The organism is Chryseobacterium lathyri (assembly GCF_030812195.1).
Taxonomy (GTDB): Bacteria; Bacteroidota; Bacteroidia; order Flavobacteriales; family Weeksellaceae; genus Chryseobacterium; species Chryseobacterium lathyri_A.
Map to the genome: position 1 here is coordinate 823,193 of NZ_JAUSSF010000002.1, position 16,777 is coordinate 839,969.

The following is a 16,777-nucleotide window of genomic DNA, read 5'->3' on the forward strand; positions in this document are numbered from 1 at the left end:
GTGTAAATGTTACATATAAAAAAGGACAAAAAAGCTCTAAGCATATTGCTCAAAGCTTAATTGCTTTCATTAATATTCGTCTTCGTTCCAAAGGAAATCCTCGTCGGTAGGATAATCACTCCAAACCTCTTCGATAGATTCATAGATCTCTCCTTCGTCTTCAATTGCCTGAAGGTTTTCAACTACTTCCATTGGTGCACCAGTTCTGATTGCATAGTCAATAAGCTCTGCTTTTGTCATTGGCCAAGGTGCGTCACTTAGGTATGAGGCTAATTCTAATGTCCAGTACATAATTTTCTGATTTTTTGCAAAAGTATAAAATTAGCTTATATTATACGCTTTTTTATACTTGATTTTCAATTCTTTTTGATTAATTTTTATTCATTGGCCGTCATAGACTGCATTACAGCTGTGTCAGCAAGTTACATGATGTCATTTTCTCAAAAACCATTCCACAAATTTTTTTATGCCATTTTGGAAGTCTGTGTCTGGTTTGTAACCAATTAATGCCTTTGCTTTTGTGATATCTGCATTGGTTTTCTGGACATCTCCCGGCTGCATTGGCAGGTTTTTCTTCGTGGCAGAAATTCCCAGGGTAGTTTCTATTGTAGATAACATTTCGGATAAAGTAACCACCTCACTTTCTCCAAGGTTAATAATTTCATAAACTCCGGAATGGGTTTCTAAATAGAGGATGGATTTCGTGATTCCGTCGATAATATCATCAATATACGTGTAGTCTCTTGCTGTATTTCCGTCACCGTAGAATGGAATTTCCTGTCCTTCCGAGATCAGTTTTGTAAATTTATGAATAGCAAGATCAGGTCTCTGTCTGGGGCCATATACAGTGAAAAACCTAAGTTGGATCATATCTATATGATACAGATTATGATAAACATGTCCTAAGATTTCACCACTTTTTTTGGTTGCAGCATACGGTGAGATGGGATGGTCTACGTTATCTGATTCTGAAAATGGAGTCTTTTCATTGTTGCCATAAACACTTGACGAAGATGCACATATGAATTTATTGATATTAAATTCTTTGCAGAGTTCCCAAAGATTCATCGTCCCGCGTACATTCACCTCTTCGTATTCCAAGGGTCTTGCAATGGATGGGCGTACTCCTGCAAGGGCTGCAAGGTGAATAATAAGGTCGATTTTGTGATTTTTAAAAATAGTTTCAAGCCCTTTTTTATCACGGATATCCTGATAATACATCTGATACCTGTCCGACTGGGATATAGTGGCTAAATGCCTGATATCAGTCTCTTTGTCCGTAAACTCAAAATCCGAAATTTTGTCAATAGACTCTAATGTATTTTTAATTTTTGTCTGATAATTATAGAAATCATCAAAATTGTCAACGTTTATGACAGAATGTCCATTCCTTAATAATCGTTCTATTAAGTGTGAACCTATAAAGCCGCTTCCGCCAGTTACAAGATAAATCATTTGTGGATTTTTAATGGGCAAATTTATTAATAATACTTGAATGCTGTTTTCATACTTTTGTTAGAAAATATAATCAATGATCAATTTCCGAAAACTATTTGTATTACCCAAGGAAGAAGATGAAGAATTTACATTCCAGGAAATAGAAGAAGGAATTTATTTCCGGGGACACAATTTATGGCTTTTGGTAATTTCTATGGGAATTGCATGTATCGGTCTGAATATCAACAGTTCAGCAGCTGTTATTGGTGCGATGCTTATTTCTCCGTTAATGGGCCCCATTGTGGGAATGGCCTTTGGTCTTTCTACAGGAAACAGGAGGCTGATAAGATTGGGAATTATCAATTGGGTACTGATGATTGTTGTTGCGATTTGTTCCTCTGCTCTGTATTTTCTTATTTCTCCTTTCCATTCTGAGACTTCACAATTGGAAAGTTTTAAGACCGCTACGATTTTTGATTGTTTTCTGGCCTTATTAGGGGGCCTTGCCTGGTTCCTGGGAATTGTCAGGAAAGAAGCTGTAAAGGTAATTGCGGGGGTTGCGGTTTCCACGGCATGTATTCCGCCTCTTTGTACAGCCGGTTTTGGAATAGCAAATGGAAACTGGGAGTATTTTTGGGGAGGCTTTTATTTTTATCTTATCAATTGCTTTTTTATAGGAGTAGGAACCTGGATATTAAGTATATTTTTAGGCTACCAGAGATATTACAGAATAAAGGATAAATCTCATAACCGTAAAATTTCTGGGTTGATTAGCTTGCTTTCAATTGTTATCTTATTTCCTAGTATTCTTCTTACAAAAAAGAAGTGGGAAAAGGAAAGGCTAAAAGAACGGGCGGAAAATTATATTAAAGACATTAAAGAAAATCATTCGGAACTGGCTATTATTAACTACGAAGCGTTTAAAGAAAACGATCAGGATTTCTTGAGGATAACCCTTTTGAATGACAGTGTCACGATCAGTAAAAAAAGGCTGGATGCCCACAATGAGCTGGTAAAAGATATCCACCTGATATGGCAATATTCGCCAGGGGTAAGAAGTTCTGAAAATCCGGAGCTGCAAAAACTTCAGAGTCAAATAACTGCACTGAAAAACGAAATAGACAGGATGAAATCTCAGAATAAAATCAAATAAATTTAATTTTAATATATTTACTTATAAACAGAACAATTATGCAGTTTCAAGGGCAAATTTTAAAAATGACGAGTTTCGATGCACAGCCAATTCAATATTATCTCAATCTTTCGGGCGATCTTATCCATATGAATGAGTTGTTTGGAAAAGAATTAAGAATAAAACATACAGGTTTTCAGTGTGTTAACTGCGGAGAAAACAAGCCTGTTTATAGAATGGGGTTCTGTAAGAATTGCTTCTTTGAAAGTCCTTATGCCAGTGATACAATTATTCGCCCCGAGCTTTCCACAGCTCATTTGGGGGTTGCTGAACGTGACCTGGAGGTGGAAAAACAAATCCAGCTGCAGCCTCATACCGTATATCTTGCCTATACCGGTGATGTAAAAGTCGGCGTAACGAGAAATAACCAGATCCCGACAAGATGGATCGACCAGGGAGCCACTTTTGCCCTTCCGATCGCCAGAACAGAGAACCGGTATGAAGCAGGAATGATAGAAGTTGCCCTAAAAGAGCATCTTCCTGATAAAACAAACTGGAAAAAAATGCTTCAGGATGATTTTGAGGGAGAAATGGATCTTGCCGACTTTCAGCAAAAGATCAGGCAGCATTTTCCCGAAGATTTTCAGAAATTCTACAGTGAAGGAGAAAACTTATGGAAATTTGATTATCCTTTTGAGAAACCCGCCAAAGTAACTTCTTTCACGCTGGACAAAAAACCGGAGTTTACAGGAAGGCTCACAGGGATCAAAGGACAGTATCTAAGCTTTAGTGGTGGAGATTTTATGAATGTAAGAGGACATGAAGGGTATGTGATAGAATTGGAAATAAAAAATTAATCCTTATATTTAAAATAACGAAAACCAAATCACAAATATGAAAAAATGGGTTAAAAAGTTATTGATAAGCCTTGGAATTCTGCTGCTCATTCTTCTGGCTGCAAATTTCGGGTTGAATATCTGGCTTAAAACCCAGCTTCCTGAATATATAAAGAATAATACTGACTATAAGGTTTCCTATAAAAAACTGGATGTAGATCTTGGTTCGGGAAATATTTTTGCGGCAGGAATAACAGTAAACAGTAAAGATCCCCAAAATACCAACGTAATTGGGCTACAGGGAACAATTGATACCATAAAGATCAGCCGTTTCGGGATTTATGATGCTGTTTTTAATAAAAGGATCAGCTCATCGGATCTCCTGCTGGCTAAGCCTAATTTAAACATCAGCCTTGCAAGGCCTGTCGATCGTAAAACAGGGAAAAAACAAAATCCGGTTTTATTTGAAAATATAAGAATCAATAAGGGAACCATTAATATTTTCAAGCATACCAAACAGAAATTCCTGTCCGTTCAGCAGCTCGATCTTTTTGTAGAAAACCTTCAGATGACTGAAGAGTCTGTAGAGGATAAACTTCCGGTAGTTTTTGACCGCTATGATATCAAAGGGAAGAGTTTTTTTTTCCGCCCGGATAATGTTTATGCCATTACAATCAGCAATATTGCAACATCAAACGGACAAATGTCGGTCGGAAATTTTCGCCTGATTCCTCTGCTCTCTTTTGAACAGTTTAAAAGATTCTATCCAAAGAAACCTAAGCTGTTTGAGTTTTCCATTCCAAAGATGGATTTTAAAGATGTGGTTTTAAAGAAGAACAAGATTTCACTGGCCAATGCTGATTTTCAAAATCCGGTTCTTACCGTACATAATACCGGAGTAAAGCTTCAAAAGGCTGAAAAAAAATTGAATTTTGAGGTCAATCTGGAAGATGTGCAGCTTAACAATCTCTCTGTACTGATCAATAAACCTGACGGAAGCAGGCTGCTTTTTGCAAGAACACTGAATGTAGAAGTCAATCAGCTGAAGTTTGATAAGGTCACTGCAGCAGAAGTAATTCCTGTTGGATATAAAGATTTTCATTTTTCAGGAAAAGATATACAATATTCAAATCACCGGAACTTTGCCGTTGAGAGCTTTGCATTAAACCCCAAAAGTGGCGAAATCAGGAATTTAATTCTCTCTCCCGGAATGAAGGCGGCAGAAGAAAGGGGTTCTATGGATCTACAAACCGGTCATATTGCATTTAACATTAATAAATTTGAATTTATTGAAAGAAAACTTAATCTGGACCTTAAAGATGTTCTTGTTGAGAATGTAAACGGAACAATTAAGGCTGCTGGAAACAAGGTTAAAAAGAAACCAGGTCCGGGAATCATACAGTCGGTACTAGTCCGGAAAATGACCGTTAAAAATTCTGATATTGTTTATGACAAAGGAATGCAGCCATTGGCATTTCATGACCTTAATGCAACTGTCAATGCCATTGAAATAACTCGAAAACCTAACAGTCAGGGACTCTCTTTAAAAATTAAAGATTATTTTCTCACAACTAGAAACTTTGCCTATAAAACACAATTCTATAATTTAAGTGTAGGTCTTTTAAAATTAAATAAAAATAAGATCCAGATTAATAACTTTGTCATGAAGCCTCTCGTTTCAAGAGCTCAATTTATCAGAATGATACCTGTTGAACGTGATCTGTACGACCTCAAGGCGGCGCAGATAACCGCAGATGGAAGCTGGGATCTGTTTTCGGATAATAAATCGATCCATGCTTCAAATATGACTGTTCTTTCTGCAGATGCCAATATTTTCAGAAGTAAGATCCCGAAAGATGATCCTAAAATAAAACCTTTGTATTCTAAGTTGCTCCGGTCCATAAAAATTCCAGTGACCGTCAATAATCTTGATCTGAAAAATTCAGTTCTGGTCTATGAAGAAGATACTCCGGAAAGTGCAGGACCTGGAAAACTCACATTCAGTAGTTTTAATATGAACGTTAAAAATCTTAATTCTGCCAAAACAAAAGGAAAACCTACAAAAGTAGACATCAGGATTAACTGTTCGTTTATGAACCTTGCCCCGCTCTCTGTGAACTGGGGCTTTGATGTGGCGGATCACAATGACAGATTTTCAATTTCCGGGAGAACGTCCAATCTTCCTGCAAGCGGAATTAATCCGTTCATCAGGCCTTATCTTCATGTCACAGCCACTTCAGGAACAATCCAGGAAATGCTGTTTAATTTCAAAGGGAATCCTGCGGGAATAAACGGAACATTCAACCTGAAACATAAAGACCTCAAAATTGCTGTTCTCAATAAGGATAATCGTGAGAAAAAAGGAGTGCTGACAGCTGTTGCCAACCTTTTTATAATATCCAACTCCGGAAAGTTTCCGGAAGCTGTAGCGGTGGAAAATGTTGAGCGGGACCCTACAAAATCGTTTTTTAATCTTTTCTGGAAAGGAATTGAGCAGGGACTGAAGAAAACGTTAATAGGACGGAATATTGATAAAACTGAAAAAACTGTAAAAAGCGCAGTTTCTTCAGTAAAAGAAGTGAAAGAAACAGTAAAAGAGGTAAAACAGGAGATTAAAGCCAAGAAAGAACTTAAACCACAGGAAGAGAAAAAGGAAAAGAAAGGGTTTCTAAAAAATGTCTTCAGGAAAAAAGAAAAGCCCGGAACTGAGTAATTCCGGGATTATATTTTTAAAGTCTAAAGCCTTGAAAATTAATTCTCTTTATCAAAAGAAAATTAAAAGTTAAATTCATCGCTTTCCTGGATAGGAATATTTCTTAAAAACTCATCAAACTTTTCACCTGGATAATTGCTTTCTGCTCCGTAAGAATCTATAATCATTCCGTGATTTCCTGCATCGTCCTTTACAACGTACAATACTGCATTATCATCCGGATTGCTATCCCCTTCAAAACGGTATGTTTTTAAAATAGTCAACTCAGAGGGATGATATATTTTCTCTGAATTTTCAAATTTCATCTCACAAGCCTCATTCATTCTGAACTCTCTATGAATTCCTCTTTCTGAAAGAGTGTTCATGACCTGGCTCAAAGTTGTCATTCTGTCTATATTTTCTGAATTATCCATAATATTACTTTTTAAAAGTACTACAATAATTAAACCATTGATTGGCTAAATTAAAGAAAAAGACAATTACATCTTTCATTGAAATAATGCCTAATGTTAACAAAATTTATAATTTGAAAAAAGAAAATAGGTATACTTTTTGCAATAGTTATATTAATAAATCGGACAAAATATGAAAAAAGAAGTTGGCGTATTACTGGCAGGAGGAGTTGGTCTTTTGGCAGTATTAGGTTTTATTGGACTGAAAAAGATATTGACAAAAAAAGATAAAAAATATAGTGATACCTATTCGGATTATCACAGGCATTTTGATGAAAAAAACCACGACGATGAATATCACGGAGTGGAATTTTATGCACTGAAGTAGTAAAAGAATATATTTTAATTATGTAAATCCGGCTCCAATAAAGGGGCCGGATTTTTTGTGGATAACTTTAATGTTAAAACTCATTATTTTATAAAAATCCATTTTAATTTTACACGACAATGCAGGACGAAAAATTCATAAAAGGACAGGGAGCGCAGCGAAACGTAGTCAACCGTTTCGACAGGTATACCTATGAGCCGGATAATGAAGATTTTGAAACTGTTAAAACCTCTTTTACGGAAGTTTTTCCGAAAACCATTGTGAATCAGGTGAAAAGTGAAGACCTCCCGATGGAATATTCCATGAATCCATATCAGGGCTGTGAACACGGATGTTCCTACTGCTTTGCAAGACCCACCCATGAATACTGGGGATATAGTGCGGGAATTGACTTTGAAAGAAAAATAATGGTGAAGAAAAATGCTCCTGAACTGTTAGAGAAATTTTTCCGGAAAAGAGGTTATAAACCGGCGCCTATCTTGCTTTCCGGAAACACCGACTGCTATCAGCCTGCAGAAAGACAGTTTGAAATCACCAGAAAATTGCTCCAGGTCTGTCTGGATTATAGGCATCCTGTCAATATTCTGACAAAAAATGCACTTGTTCTGAGAGACCTGGACATTCTAATACCTATGGCGGAGAAGAATCTGGTCTCTGTGTCACTTAGCATTCCTACTATTAATGAGGATCTTAGACGGAAAATGGAACCGAGAACAAGCTCGGCACCAAATAAATTGAAGGCCGTTGAGATTCTTACAGAAAACAAAATTCCTGTGCATGTCATGGTGGCGCCCATTATTCCCGGTCTGAACAGTGATGAGCCCTTAAGCATTTTAAAAGCCATTTCAGATGCAGGAGCCTTAAGTTTCGGTTATACGCTGGTAAGGCTGAATGATACGGTAGAACCTGTTTTTGTCAATTGGATTGAGACTTATTTCCCGGATAGGGCACAAAAAGTTTTAAACCTTATCCGCTCCATGCGTGGCGGAAAATTAGGCGATAAAAGATACTTTGAAAGGCAGAGCGGTGAGGGGAATATCGCTGAAATGATTCATGATACATTTAAAATCGGAAGGAAGAAATTTTTTGAAGGGAGAGAATTTCCCAAGCTTTCTACAGCGAGTTTTACCGGAACTAAAGATCAGCAATTGAGGTTATTCGATTGAGTTTAAAATCATTGTCTTCAGCCAAAAAACCTCTGTAAAATAAAAACCGCTCCAAAAGGAACGGTCTTCTTATTTGTTTGACTTCAATATCACATTGTGTCATCCGGGCATTGGAAATCGTCACTGCAGGCTGCACAGATTACAGTTCCGCTGCAATAATACATACAGAATTCCGGTTCCGGAAGTTTAATTCCTCCTGCTCCTGAGATACTTTTTAACTGGCCTTTGTTTAGTTTTTTTAAATTTTTCATACTGTTTTAATTAAAAATTTGATAGTAAGATAAATATAATTAAAATATTTTTAACTAAAATGAAATGTGGTAGGTTTTTACTATTAAATTTTGTGATAATAGGAATAGCAAAAATAAAATGCCTTAAATCTCATTACATAGTGAATAATATGGGTTAAGTCTTTGATTATTAACAAAAAATATTTAATTTTAGTTTAATCAAAGCGGTATCCGAAAAGCTGATAGAGTAGGAAGTATAAAAACAAATAACTATGAAAAATTTAAAAAGACTTTCACGGGGAGATCAAAAGAGGATTTCTGCCGGAGATCTCACTCCTTCTTTCTGTTTTGAGGGCGAAGGTCCGGGAACAGGCGGGTGCTCTGCAGGACAGATATGCTCTGGTGGAAAATGTGTTCCGTATGTAGATCCGGGAACTGGCGGCGGTCCTGGATCTGGTGGTGATACCTATACATGTATTTGCCCATGGGGAACTTTTACGCAGACCACTCCATGTCCGGAATTTTATTGTATAACAGGATAATTTAATAAGTTTAAAAGGAAGCTTGGAGATGGGAACTTTAATAGGATCATAATTACGGTTTATTGAAGACTTTGAAGCATAGAATAGCTGTCCAAATAACAGCTTTCTGTCTTTCTCTTCTGCTCCTGTCATCATCAGTAATTAATACAAACTATAACTATGAAAAATCTAAAGAAAATTGAGAGAAAAGATCTGAAAGAGATCATTGGAGGATCAAAAAAATGTTTTGAAATAAGAGATACATTTGAAGATCCCTGTGCAGAATTGAACAATATGGGTATGGCATGTTACCGGTTTAACAGCTGTAGCCTGTCCTGTGAGCTGACACCTTGCGGGCTTGGCTTCTAACCGGTTGCCTGTATAAAAATAAAGTCAATAATTAATCTGAAGCTATCGTGTGATAATGATATCAAATACAGATCAATTATTGACTTTTTATATTACTTTTTGATAAGTCCTAATTCAATAAGTCTTTCATGTAAAAATTCTCCTGCAGTCGTATCTTCGTATAACTTAGGATTATTTTCGTCAATACAGTTTTCAAGGGCATTCAATGACATTTCACTCACCGGATGCATAAAGAACGGAATAGAGTACCTTGAAGTTCCCCATAATTCTCTCGGAGGATTAACTACTCTGTGAATGGTGGATTTCAGCTTGTTGTTGGTATGTCTGGACAGCATGTCTCCAACATTGATCATTAATTCGTCCGGTTCTGCAATTGCATCGATCCATTCTCCGTTGTGGTTTTGCACCTGAAGACCTTTTCCCTGAGATCCCATCAAAAGAGTGATCAGGTTAATGTCTCCATGAGCAGCAGCTCTTACCGCATCATCCGGCTCCTGAGTAATTGGGGGATAGTGGATAGGTCTTAAAATAGAGTTTCCTTCAGCAATTTTATCATCAAAATAAAACTCGTCCAGACCAAGATAAAGAGCCAGAGCCCTTAATACATACTGACCTGTTTTTTCAAGCATTTGGTAAGCTTCTTTACCTACTTCATTGAACTTTGGAAGTTCCTCAACGATTACGTTGTCAGGATACTGGGATTTGTATTTTGAATCATCAGACACATACTGTCCGAAATGCCAAAATTCTTTTAAATCACCTTTTTTGAAACCTTTAGCGGTCTCTTTACCGAATCCTACGTAGCCTCTCTGGCCACCGATTCCTGGAATTTCATACTTCTGCTTCGTTTCTACTGGCTGGTCAAAAAAGTTTTTAACCTCTCCGTAGAGTTCATCTACTAGTTTGTCATCAAGAAAATGGCCTTTTAAGGCAACAAAACCAATTTCTTCATAAGCTTTTCCGATTTCATTTACAAATTTCTGTTTGCGTTCCGGGTTGTCCGAAAGGAAATCACGCAGGTCTACACTAGGTATTTTATCCATTTTTAGAAATTTACGAATCACAAAATTACATATTTTTTAAATGAAATGATTTTAAAATAAGTATTTATCAGCTAAATTTGCTGTATGAAAAAATATTCTTCTAAGAGAAGTATTCAGATACTTGCCCATCTTCTTCAGCAGTACGGAATTTCAGATGTCATCATTTCCCCGGGGTCCAGAAATGCTCCCTTGGCTATTCATTTTTCAGAAATTAACACCTTCAACTGTTACAGTATTGTAGATGAAAGAAGTGCAGCTTTTGTAGGAATAGGAATGGCTAAAAGTGAGAAAAAGCCGGTAGCAATAACGTGTACCAGCGGTTCTGCAGTGGCAAACTATTATCCTGCAGTTACAGAAGCTTTCTATCAGAATATTCCACTTTTGATCCTCACTGCCGACCGGCCTACAGATTTTGTAGATATTTTTGACGGGCAGACCATCAGGCAGAAAGATATTTTTCATCAGCATTCTTATGGAGACTTTCAGCTCTTGGAAGACAGTAAAGAAAATGCAGAGGACGTTAATTTTGACATTATTAAAAAAGCTATCGAGCTCTGTTTTGAAAAACAGGGACCGGTACATATCAACATTCCTTTAGAGGAGCCATTGTACGAATTGGTTTCAGAACTTCCCTCTTTTCCTACTGTTGAAAAAACGATCAGGCATAAGGAATATGAAGTGCCATCCAATTTAATCGCAGACTGGCATACTTCTCAAAGGATTATGATTCTGGTGGGAACCAAAGATCACAGCCCTGAACTGGAAAACCAATTGACACAGCTGGTGAAAAACCATTCTGTTGTTGTATTGAGTGAAGCTAATTCCAACCTGTATCATGAGAAATTTTTCAGACATATTGACCGCTATATCTTTAATTTTACCGAAGAGGATTATAAAACCTATGCTCCGGATCTTCTGATCACGGTAGGGCAGAATGTGGTTTCCAAAAAAGTAAAGCAGTTCCTGAGAAATGCCCGCCCGAAGCAGCACTGGCACCTGGATGAAGTATGGCAGCCGGATACTTATTTCTCTCTGACTGAAAAGATTGAAGTGAAGCCTGAGGTTTTCTTTTCCAAACTTTTGAAGTTTATTAACCTTGAGCCGAGAGCCTACTTTAATCTTTGGGATGTTTTAAGGGATAAAAAGGACGCCAGACATGAGCAGTTCCTGAATAAGGCTGAATTTTCAGATTTTTATTTCTTTAATAAAGCTTCACAGACCATTCCTGAAAACTATAATATCCATTTCAGTAATTCATCAGCGATAAGATATGCACAGCTGTTTGATTTTGGAAAAAGGAAAATGTACTGCAACAGAGGAACAAGCGGTATAGATGGCTCTACTTCTACAGCGATGGGCTTTGCCATAAAAAATGCGAACCCTACTTTGCTTATTACGGGAGATTTAGGATTCTTCTATGACATTAATGGGCTTTGGAACCAATATATTCCACCGTTTGTAAGAATTATTATTTTCAATAACGGTGAAGGGAATATCTTTAAAATCATTCCGGGACCAGGCAACGCAAATCCTAATACTTTAGATGAATTTATAGCAACAAAACACCGCAAACATGCAGAACATCTGGCGAAACATTTCGGATTCTCTTACATTAAAGTAGAAGACGAGCCTACGCTGGACAGGGTTCTGGAGAATTTCTTTAAACCGGACCTTCAGCCAAAAATCCTTGAAGTAAATACATACGGGAAAAACAGTGCGGATGTTCAGAAAGCTTATTTTGAATTCATGAAGGGAAATTAAAGGTCAAGATATTCTTCGTTCCCGGGTAAATTTGTAATCTTGTCAATAGGATAAATAAACATATCATCAAAGTCATTCAGGGCATTAATCAGTTGAAAATGAGAAAACTGCTTAATATTTTGAAGGGTGATTTCGGTTTCCTTTATCTTTTTATGTTTTAGGAGGTTCTGTCTCTGTACACCGTTCAGAAGATAGGTGGCCGGAGTAAACCAGTCCTTACCTTTTAGGAAAAGAATATTGGAAAAAGAAGTGTCGGTAATGTGGTTGTTTTTCACAATGATGATCTCTTCAGCTTTTGATTTCATTTTCATTTTTTCCAGCTCTTTGCGGTCTTCAAACTTGAAAGAGTAGTCAAAGCTGTTGTTTTCAACCAGCTGGAAGCTCTGTATCTCAGGAATGGCATATGGGATCATCATCGTCCGTACCCTTTTATCCAGGTCATAGGAGAGTCTCAGTTTAAAAAGACCATCTTCATCATGTTCGAGATTTTTGAAGATCTTGGCCAGGTCGATAGAGCCCTCTTTCCCAAAATGGGCAAAAGTCTGGTTAATACGTTTTTGGTGTAGTTCCAAAAGAAAAATCTCCTGGTCTTCTACTTTTATGCTTTCAATGAATTGGGACATAGATTTTATTTTTCATTTCCTGATATTCGTCTTCTAATTTGCTCATATGGGTTATACCGCCACCACTTTTGAAATAAAGCTGGTCGCCTTCCTTTTCAATAAAGCGGATCATTACGCAGCTGTCAAGATTTTCACCGTCAAACCAACCGCATACTCCGGTATAATAGCCTCTGTCATACCCTTCCGCATCTAAGATTATTTCCAGCGTTTTAGGTTTGGGTGCTCCTAGAATTGATCCGGCGGGAAGCAGTTTTTTCATTATGCTGCCTATTTTTCCTGCAAACTCAGGTTTTACATTCCCTGAAATTTCAGAACTCATGGCATACAGGTCTTTTTGCTGCGTCCTGATGAGGTCTATATGCTGGAACTGATCAACTTTTACATCATCTGCAACTATACTGAGGTCATTCCGGAGAAGATCCACGACTGTATAATGCTCTGCTTTTTCTTTTTTATCGTTTTTCAAAATTTCAGCTGCATTTTCCAATGATGCATCAATAGTGCCTTTCATGGGATAGGTCAAGATTTTGCCGTCAACAATCTTTACAAAAGTTTCAGGAGAAAAAAATACAAAAAAATCTTTATAAAACACTTTGTACTTTGCAATTGAATGATAAAAAATTTCTTTAAGGCTTAAATTCGTCTGAACTTCGGTCTTTCTGGTATAGTTTGCAAGGTAAGAGTTTCCAAGGCGGATATTTTTCTGAACTTTGTCGAATCCTTCTTTAAAGCTTTCAAGCGTTTCCGGAAATGGAGTCCATTCGATTTTTTTATTGAGAGCGTATTTCTCTTTTGAGTTTGAAAAGCTTTGAAAATCAATTAACAAGCCTGATTCTTTAATCTCATTTTCCTTATAGACCTCTACATTTTCCGCAAGGAAATCGATCATGAAAAAGTACGGAACCTTCTGAAGGGAAAGTTCGTCCATTTCCATAAATTTTTGATGATTCATTGAAAACATCCTGCAAAAATAATTAATGATGACTACTTTTGTAGAAATTTTTTTAAATGCAGAGCAGATATCCTCAGAAACCGGGAATAGATTTTATATTGAAGCAGGCTTTTTTCTATTGGAATAAGACTCTTTTCTTTCAGTTAGTATTTTCAATTTTTTATTTTGGAATTTTTTTTACTGTCTTTTTCTTCTTTGACGGAAGATATGGTATCCTGGCCCAGTATGCAGAAGCCGCAAAATATGCAAAAGATGGAGTAGAAGCATATTCTGCACAGGTTTTGAAAATGCAGTCCAACCCGGGGTTTCAATATTTTTCCTGGGCTATTATAGGGACTTCTATTTTTCTTTACCCCCTTAATATCGGGTTTTATCAGATTTACAGGAAAATTGACCTAAATGAAAAACTGGAGTTGGGCGATCTTCTTGTGGGCTACAACGGATTTAATTTTTTCAAATATATAGGATATTATATTTTCTGGTCATTTGTCTATATTTATACATTTCAGACCATTATCCTTGCCGTTATATGGGTGTTTGTCACCATTTTTGTAGCCCCGCTCATGTTTTTTACCAATAAGAGGATTTTCGAAGCAATTTCATTGAACCTGCAGGCATTAAGAAAATATTTTTTAGAAATACTCGTATGCGTTATTGTGGCGGTTTTCTTTAAGTATATCGGATTTGCATTGTTTTTTATAGGGGGACTCTTTACATTTCCGTTTTGGAACGCAATGATTTACTCACTGTATAAAACGGTTTTCTCGGAAAAAAGTTAAATTTTAAAAAGGTTTAATATGTTTTTATGCCAAAAAAAGTTAAATTTGGTGAAACCATTAAAATATTAAACTATGTCAGAATTTAATGAATTTGATCAGCAGGGATCCGTTCCAAATAAGGATACAGGATCTATTATTTCGCATTCTTTTGAAATGTATAAAGGCGTTTTCCTTTACGGGATCGTCGCTATGATAATTTACCTTATAGGAGGGTTCATCATACAGTCTGTCAGCGGGTTCAATTCCGCATCTATGATGGAGGAAATGAGAGATGCGGGAGGAGATTACTCAAGTTTCAGCTACTGGAATGCCCCGGGGTTTTCGCTTTATCTTTCATTGTCAGGTCTTTTGGGGATTTTACTTGCTCCATTATATGTAGGACTGATTTACATTGTGAATAAATATAACACTAAAAGCCAGATTGATTTTGCAGATCTATTCATCGGGTACAAGCAGAATTTTGTGAATATCCTGATCTACAGTATTCTTTCAGGAATTATTTCAAGTGTTGCGATGGCACTTTGCTTCTTCCCGATTATCTTTGTTTATCCTTTCCTTTTATTGGGATATCCTATCTTGTTATTTGAAAATGCATCGGCTACTGAAGCATTAGGGAAGTCTTTCAACATAGCCAAAGAAAATTACGGAACGTTTCTTGGTACAACCGTACTGGGAGCACTGATCTCTATTGCCGGAATAGTTCTGTGTGGGATTGGTATTATTTTAACAGCCCCTTTCATGATGATCGTCATGTATTCTGCTTACTGTGCTTTTTTAGGAAAACCTAGACAAATCGAATTTAAGAAATAAAATAAAAAGATAGAAAAAACACGATGAATAAAGATAAACAGATAAGCAATGTTGCCATAAAACAAGTTGCCCTGCTGGCTATAATTCTGGTGCTTACCGGACTGATCTGTTTTAATCTTTCACTGTTCATACCGTCAGTGCTTGGAGCGGTCACTATTTATGTGGTCTGTAGAAGGTATAACTTCTATCTACAGGAAGAAAAAAAATGGAAACCCTGGCAGGCATCGCTTGTTCTGATGCTGGCCAGTCTTGTTATCCTTATTCTTCCGATCTATTTTATTGCTGACCTTCTGATTGATAAACTGGGGAATGCACAGGTTTATATGACAAAATTCAATGTGTTTCTGGATAAAATACATTCATATATCTATTCAAAAACAAGCTTTGATATTCTCAGCAAAGAGAATATGGATAAAGTAAAGAGTTCTGCGGGAAAGTTTTCCACTTCAGCAGTGAGCGGGACATTTAATACCCTGACTGTGGTATTGTCCATGTATTTTATTCTCTATTTTATGCTGGACAGGCCAAGATTGTTTGAGAAAATCCTTAGTTCTTCCGCTCCATTAAAGAGGGCCAATATTTCTTTAATCGGCGATAAGCTGAGAAAGCTGATTATGGCCAATGCGATTGGAATTCCTGTTGTGGCTTTAGGGCAGGGGATTGTAGCTCTGGTAGGATACTTTATCTTTGGAGCCCCTAGTCCGGTACTTCTTTTTGCTTTAACGGCTGCTGCTTCAATGGTTCCTGTCGTAGGTGCGGCTATTGTGTACATTCCGGTATGTATTTTCATGATCGCAGAAGGTAATACAGGGCAAGGATTGGGTTTGGCTGTCTATTGTTTAGTAGTGGTTGGACTTACGGATAACCTGCTTCGCTTCACCCTTCTAAAGAAACTCGAAAATATCCATCCATTGAATACCGTGTTCGGAATTATCATGGGAATGAATTTATTTGGTTTTATGGGGCTTATTTTCGGTCCTATCCTTATTTCGTTTACCATGCTTCTGATCCAGATTTACAGAAATGAGTTTTCAGATGAAGATACGCCACCGGACCTTAAACTGCCGGATAATGATGATGAAGAAAAGGTTAATTTAATTGTATAAAATGGAAGGTGTAAATTCAGAAATATTAAAAGAAATCTGCATCGTAAAGATGCCTTTCGGAAAATACGAAGGAACAATACTTGCTGATCTTCCGGTAAGTTACCTGGAATGGTTCAACAGAAAAGGAATGCCTAAAGGGAAATTGGGGATGCAGCTTTCAACCATTTACGAGATTAAATTAAACGGTCTGATGGAACTTTTGATCCCTATCCAGGCTTCTTTAAGATAAGAAAGATCTTTTCTGACTATAAATATAACTAGGGGCGGCATCGAAGATACTGGTGCGCCTGAAATCAAATGAAAACCCTTGAAACGAGTTTCGTGTAATGACGGCTCTTTTCAGGGGTTTTCTGTTTTGTTACATTTCGTATTTACGGCTCAAAACTTCAAATTTTTTCATTGAATTTCGTAAATGTCGGAAAGATGTCGGAACAAAGCTGGCGCTGATTTTTTGAATTCGCTCGTATCATATGAAAATTAATTTATTTAACCAAATTTTAACATGTGACAATTTGTCAG

At 36.9% G+C, this 16,777-nt stretch carries 19 protein-coding genes; 12 read left to right on the forward strand and 7 right to left on the reverse strand.

From position 1 onward, the window contains the following. Positions 1 to 69 precede the first annotated feature (69 nt). On the reverse strand, positions 70 to 291 hold the full coding sequence (locus J2T03_RS13990) for a DUF2795 domain-containing protein (protein ID WP_002662059.1): 222 nt from the start codon (positions 289 to 291) through the stop codon (positions 70 to 72). Between the two features lie 141 nt (positions 292 to 432). Then, entirely contained in the window at positions 433 to 1,455 is a 1,023-nt protein-coding gene (locus J2T03_RS13995; RefSeq protein ID WP_307211947.1) for a GDP-mannose 4,6-dehydratase, read from the reverse strand. A 76-nt stretch (positions 1,456 to 1,531) separates the two neighbouring features. On the opposite strand from J2T03_RS13995, the gene J2T03_RS14000 reads away from it, so the two are divergent. The 3 genes from J2T03_RS14000 to J2T03_RS14010 are packed head-to-tail and all read left to right on the forward strand — an operon-like array spanning position 1,532 to position 6,118. Continuing rightward, positions 1,532 to 2,590, forward strand: coding sequence for a DUF389 domain-containing protein (locus J2T03_RS14000; RefSeq protein WP_307211950.1), 1,059 nt, complete (start codon positions 1,532 to 1,534; stop codon positions 2,588 to 2,590). 38 nt (positions 2,591 to 2,628) lie between these two features. Continuing rightward, complete coding sequence (locus J2T03_RS14005) at positions 2,629 to 3,426, forward strand: DUF2797 domain-containing protein (RefSeq protein ID WP_306841360.1); 798 nt, start codon at positions 2,629 to 2,631, stop codon at positions 3,424 to 3,426. A gap of 37 nt (positions 3,427 to 3,463) precedes the next feature. Then, positions 3,464 to 6,118, forward strand: coding sequence for a hypothetical protein (locus tag J2T03_RS14010; protein ID WP_307211952.1), 2,655 nt, complete (start codon positions 3,464 to 3,466; stop codon positions 6,116 to 6,118). Positions 6,119 to 6,180: 62 nt separating this feature from the next. Here J2T03_RS14010 and J2T03_RS14015 read toward each other — a convergent pair whose 3' ends face one another. Then, positions 6,181 to 6,531: a hypothetical protein gene (locus J2T03_RS14015; protein WP_307211955.1), complete on the reverse strand. Its 351-nt coding sequence runs from the start codon at positions 6,529 to 6,531 to the stop codon at positions 6,181 to 6,183. Positions 6,532 to 6,703: 172 nt separating this feature from the next. Here J2T03_RS14015 and J2T03_RS14020 point away from each other — a divergent pair, with 172 nt between their 5' ends. Both J2T03_RS14020 and J2T03_RS14025 read left to right on the forward strand, forming a co-directional pair. Continuing rightward, positions 6,704 to 6,898, forward strand: a complete 195-nt coding sequence (locus J2T03_RS14020; protein WP_116012957.1) for a hypothetical protein — start codon at positions 6,704 to 6,706, stop codon at positions 6,896 to 6,898. Positions 6,899 to 7,017: 119 nt separating this feature from the next. Further along, positions 7,018 to 8,064, forward strand: coding sequence for a PA0069 family radical SAM protein (locus tag J2T03_RS14025; RefSeq protein WP_306841367.1), 1,047 nt, complete (start codon positions 7,018 to 7,020; stop codon positions 8,062 to 8,064). 89 nt (positions 8,065 to 8,153) lie between these two features. On the opposite strand, the gene J2T03_RS14030 is transcribed toward J2T03_RS14025, so the two are convergent. Next, entirely contained in the window at positions 8,154 to 8,315 is a 162-nt protein-coding gene (locus J2T03_RS14030; RefSeq protein WP_306841369.1) for a bacteriocin-like protein, read from the reverse strand. Between the two features lie 251 nt (positions 8,316 to 8,566). Here J2T03_RS14030 and J2T03_RS14035 point away from each other — a divergent pair, with 251 nt between their 5' ends. Together J2T03_RS14035 and J2T03_RS14040 are read left to right on the forward strand one after the other, a co-directional pair. Then, complete coding sequence (locus J2T03_RS14035; RefSeq protein WP_307211958.1) at positions 8,567 to 8,836, forward strand: hypothetical protein; 270 nt, start codon at positions 8,567 to 8,569, stop codon at positions 8,834 to 8,836. A gap of 159 nt (positions 8,837 to 8,995) precedes the next feature. Continuing rightward, on the forward strand, positions 8,996 to 9,184 hold the full coding sequence (locus J2T03_RS14040) for a bacteriocin-like protein (RefSeq protein WP_306841372.1): 189 nt from the start codon (positions 8,996 to 8,998) through the stop codon (positions 9,182 to 9,184). Between the two features lie 92 nt (positions 9,185 to 9,276). Here J2T03_RS14040 and J2T03_RS14045 read toward each other — a convergent pair whose 3' ends face one another. Beyond that, positions 9,277 to 10,227 carry an isopenicillin N synthase family dioxygenase gene (locus J2T03_RS14045; RefSeq protein ID WP_306841373.1) on the reverse strand — a complete coding sequence of 317 codons (951 nt, stop codon included), beginning with the start codon at positions 10,225 to 10,227 and terminating at the stop codon, positions 9,277 to 9,279. 84 nt (positions 10,228 to 10,311) lie between these two features. On the opposite strand from J2T03_RS14045, the gene menD reads away from it, so the two are divergent. Then, positions 10,312 to 11,988, forward strand: a complete 1,677-nt coding sequence (gene menD / locus J2T03_RS14050; RefSeq protein WP_306841374.1) for a 2-succinyl-5-enolpyruvyl-6-hydroxy-3-cyclohexene-1-carboxylic-acid synthase — start codon at positions 10,312 to 10,314, stop codon at positions 11,986 to 11,988. Here menD and J2T03_RS14055 read toward each other — a convergent pair. Together J2T03_RS14055 and J2T03_RS14060 are read right to left on the reverse strand one after the other, a co-directional pair. Further along, a complete protein-coding gene (locus J2T03_RS14055; RefSeq protein WP_306841376.1) occupies positions 11,985 to 12,611 on the reverse strand; it encodes an aminotransferase class IV in 627 nt (208 codons plus the stop codon). The genes menD and J2T03_RS14055 overlap by 4 nt on opposite strands. After that, positions 12,595 to 13,572, reverse strand: a complete 978-nt coding sequence (locus J2T03_RS14060; protein ID WP_307211960.1) for an aminodeoxychorismate synthase component I — start codon at positions 13,570 to 13,572, stop codon at positions 12,595 to 12,597. Before J2T03_RS14060 ends, J2T03_RS14055 begins: the two co-directional genes overlap by 17 nt. Positions 13,573 to 13,619: 47 nt before the next feature. On the opposite strand from J2T03_RS14060, the gene J2T03_RS14065 reads away from it, so the two are divergent. From J2T03_RS14065 to J2T03_RS14080, 4 genes are all read left to right on the forward strand, one after another. Continuing rightward, entirely contained in the window at positions 13,620 to 14,342 is a 723-nt protein-coding gene (locus tag J2T03_RS14065; protein WP_306841379.1) for a hypothetical protein, read from the forward strand. A gap of 72 nt (positions 14,343 to 14,414) precedes the next feature. Next, positions 14,415 to 15,152, forward strand: coding sequence for a beta-carotene 15,15'-monooxygenase (locus J2T03_RS14070; RefSeq protein ID WP_306841380.1), 738 nt, complete (start codon positions 14,415 to 14,417; stop codon positions 15,150 to 15,152). Between the two features lie 23 nt (positions 15,153 to 15,175). Further along, positions 15,176 to 16,258: an AI-2E family transporter gene (locus J2T03_RS14075; protein ID WP_307211964.1), complete on the forward strand. Its 1,083-nt coding sequence runs from the start codon at positions 15,176 to 15,178 to the stop codon at positions 16,256 to 16,258. Between the two features lies 1 nt (position 16,259). Beyond that, entirely contained in the window at positions 16,260 to 16,487 is a 228-nt protein-coding gene (locus tag J2T03_RS14080) for a DUF3820 family protein (RefSeq protein ID WP_307211967.1), read from the forward strand. Positions 16,488 to 16,777 lie beyond the last annotated feature (290 nt).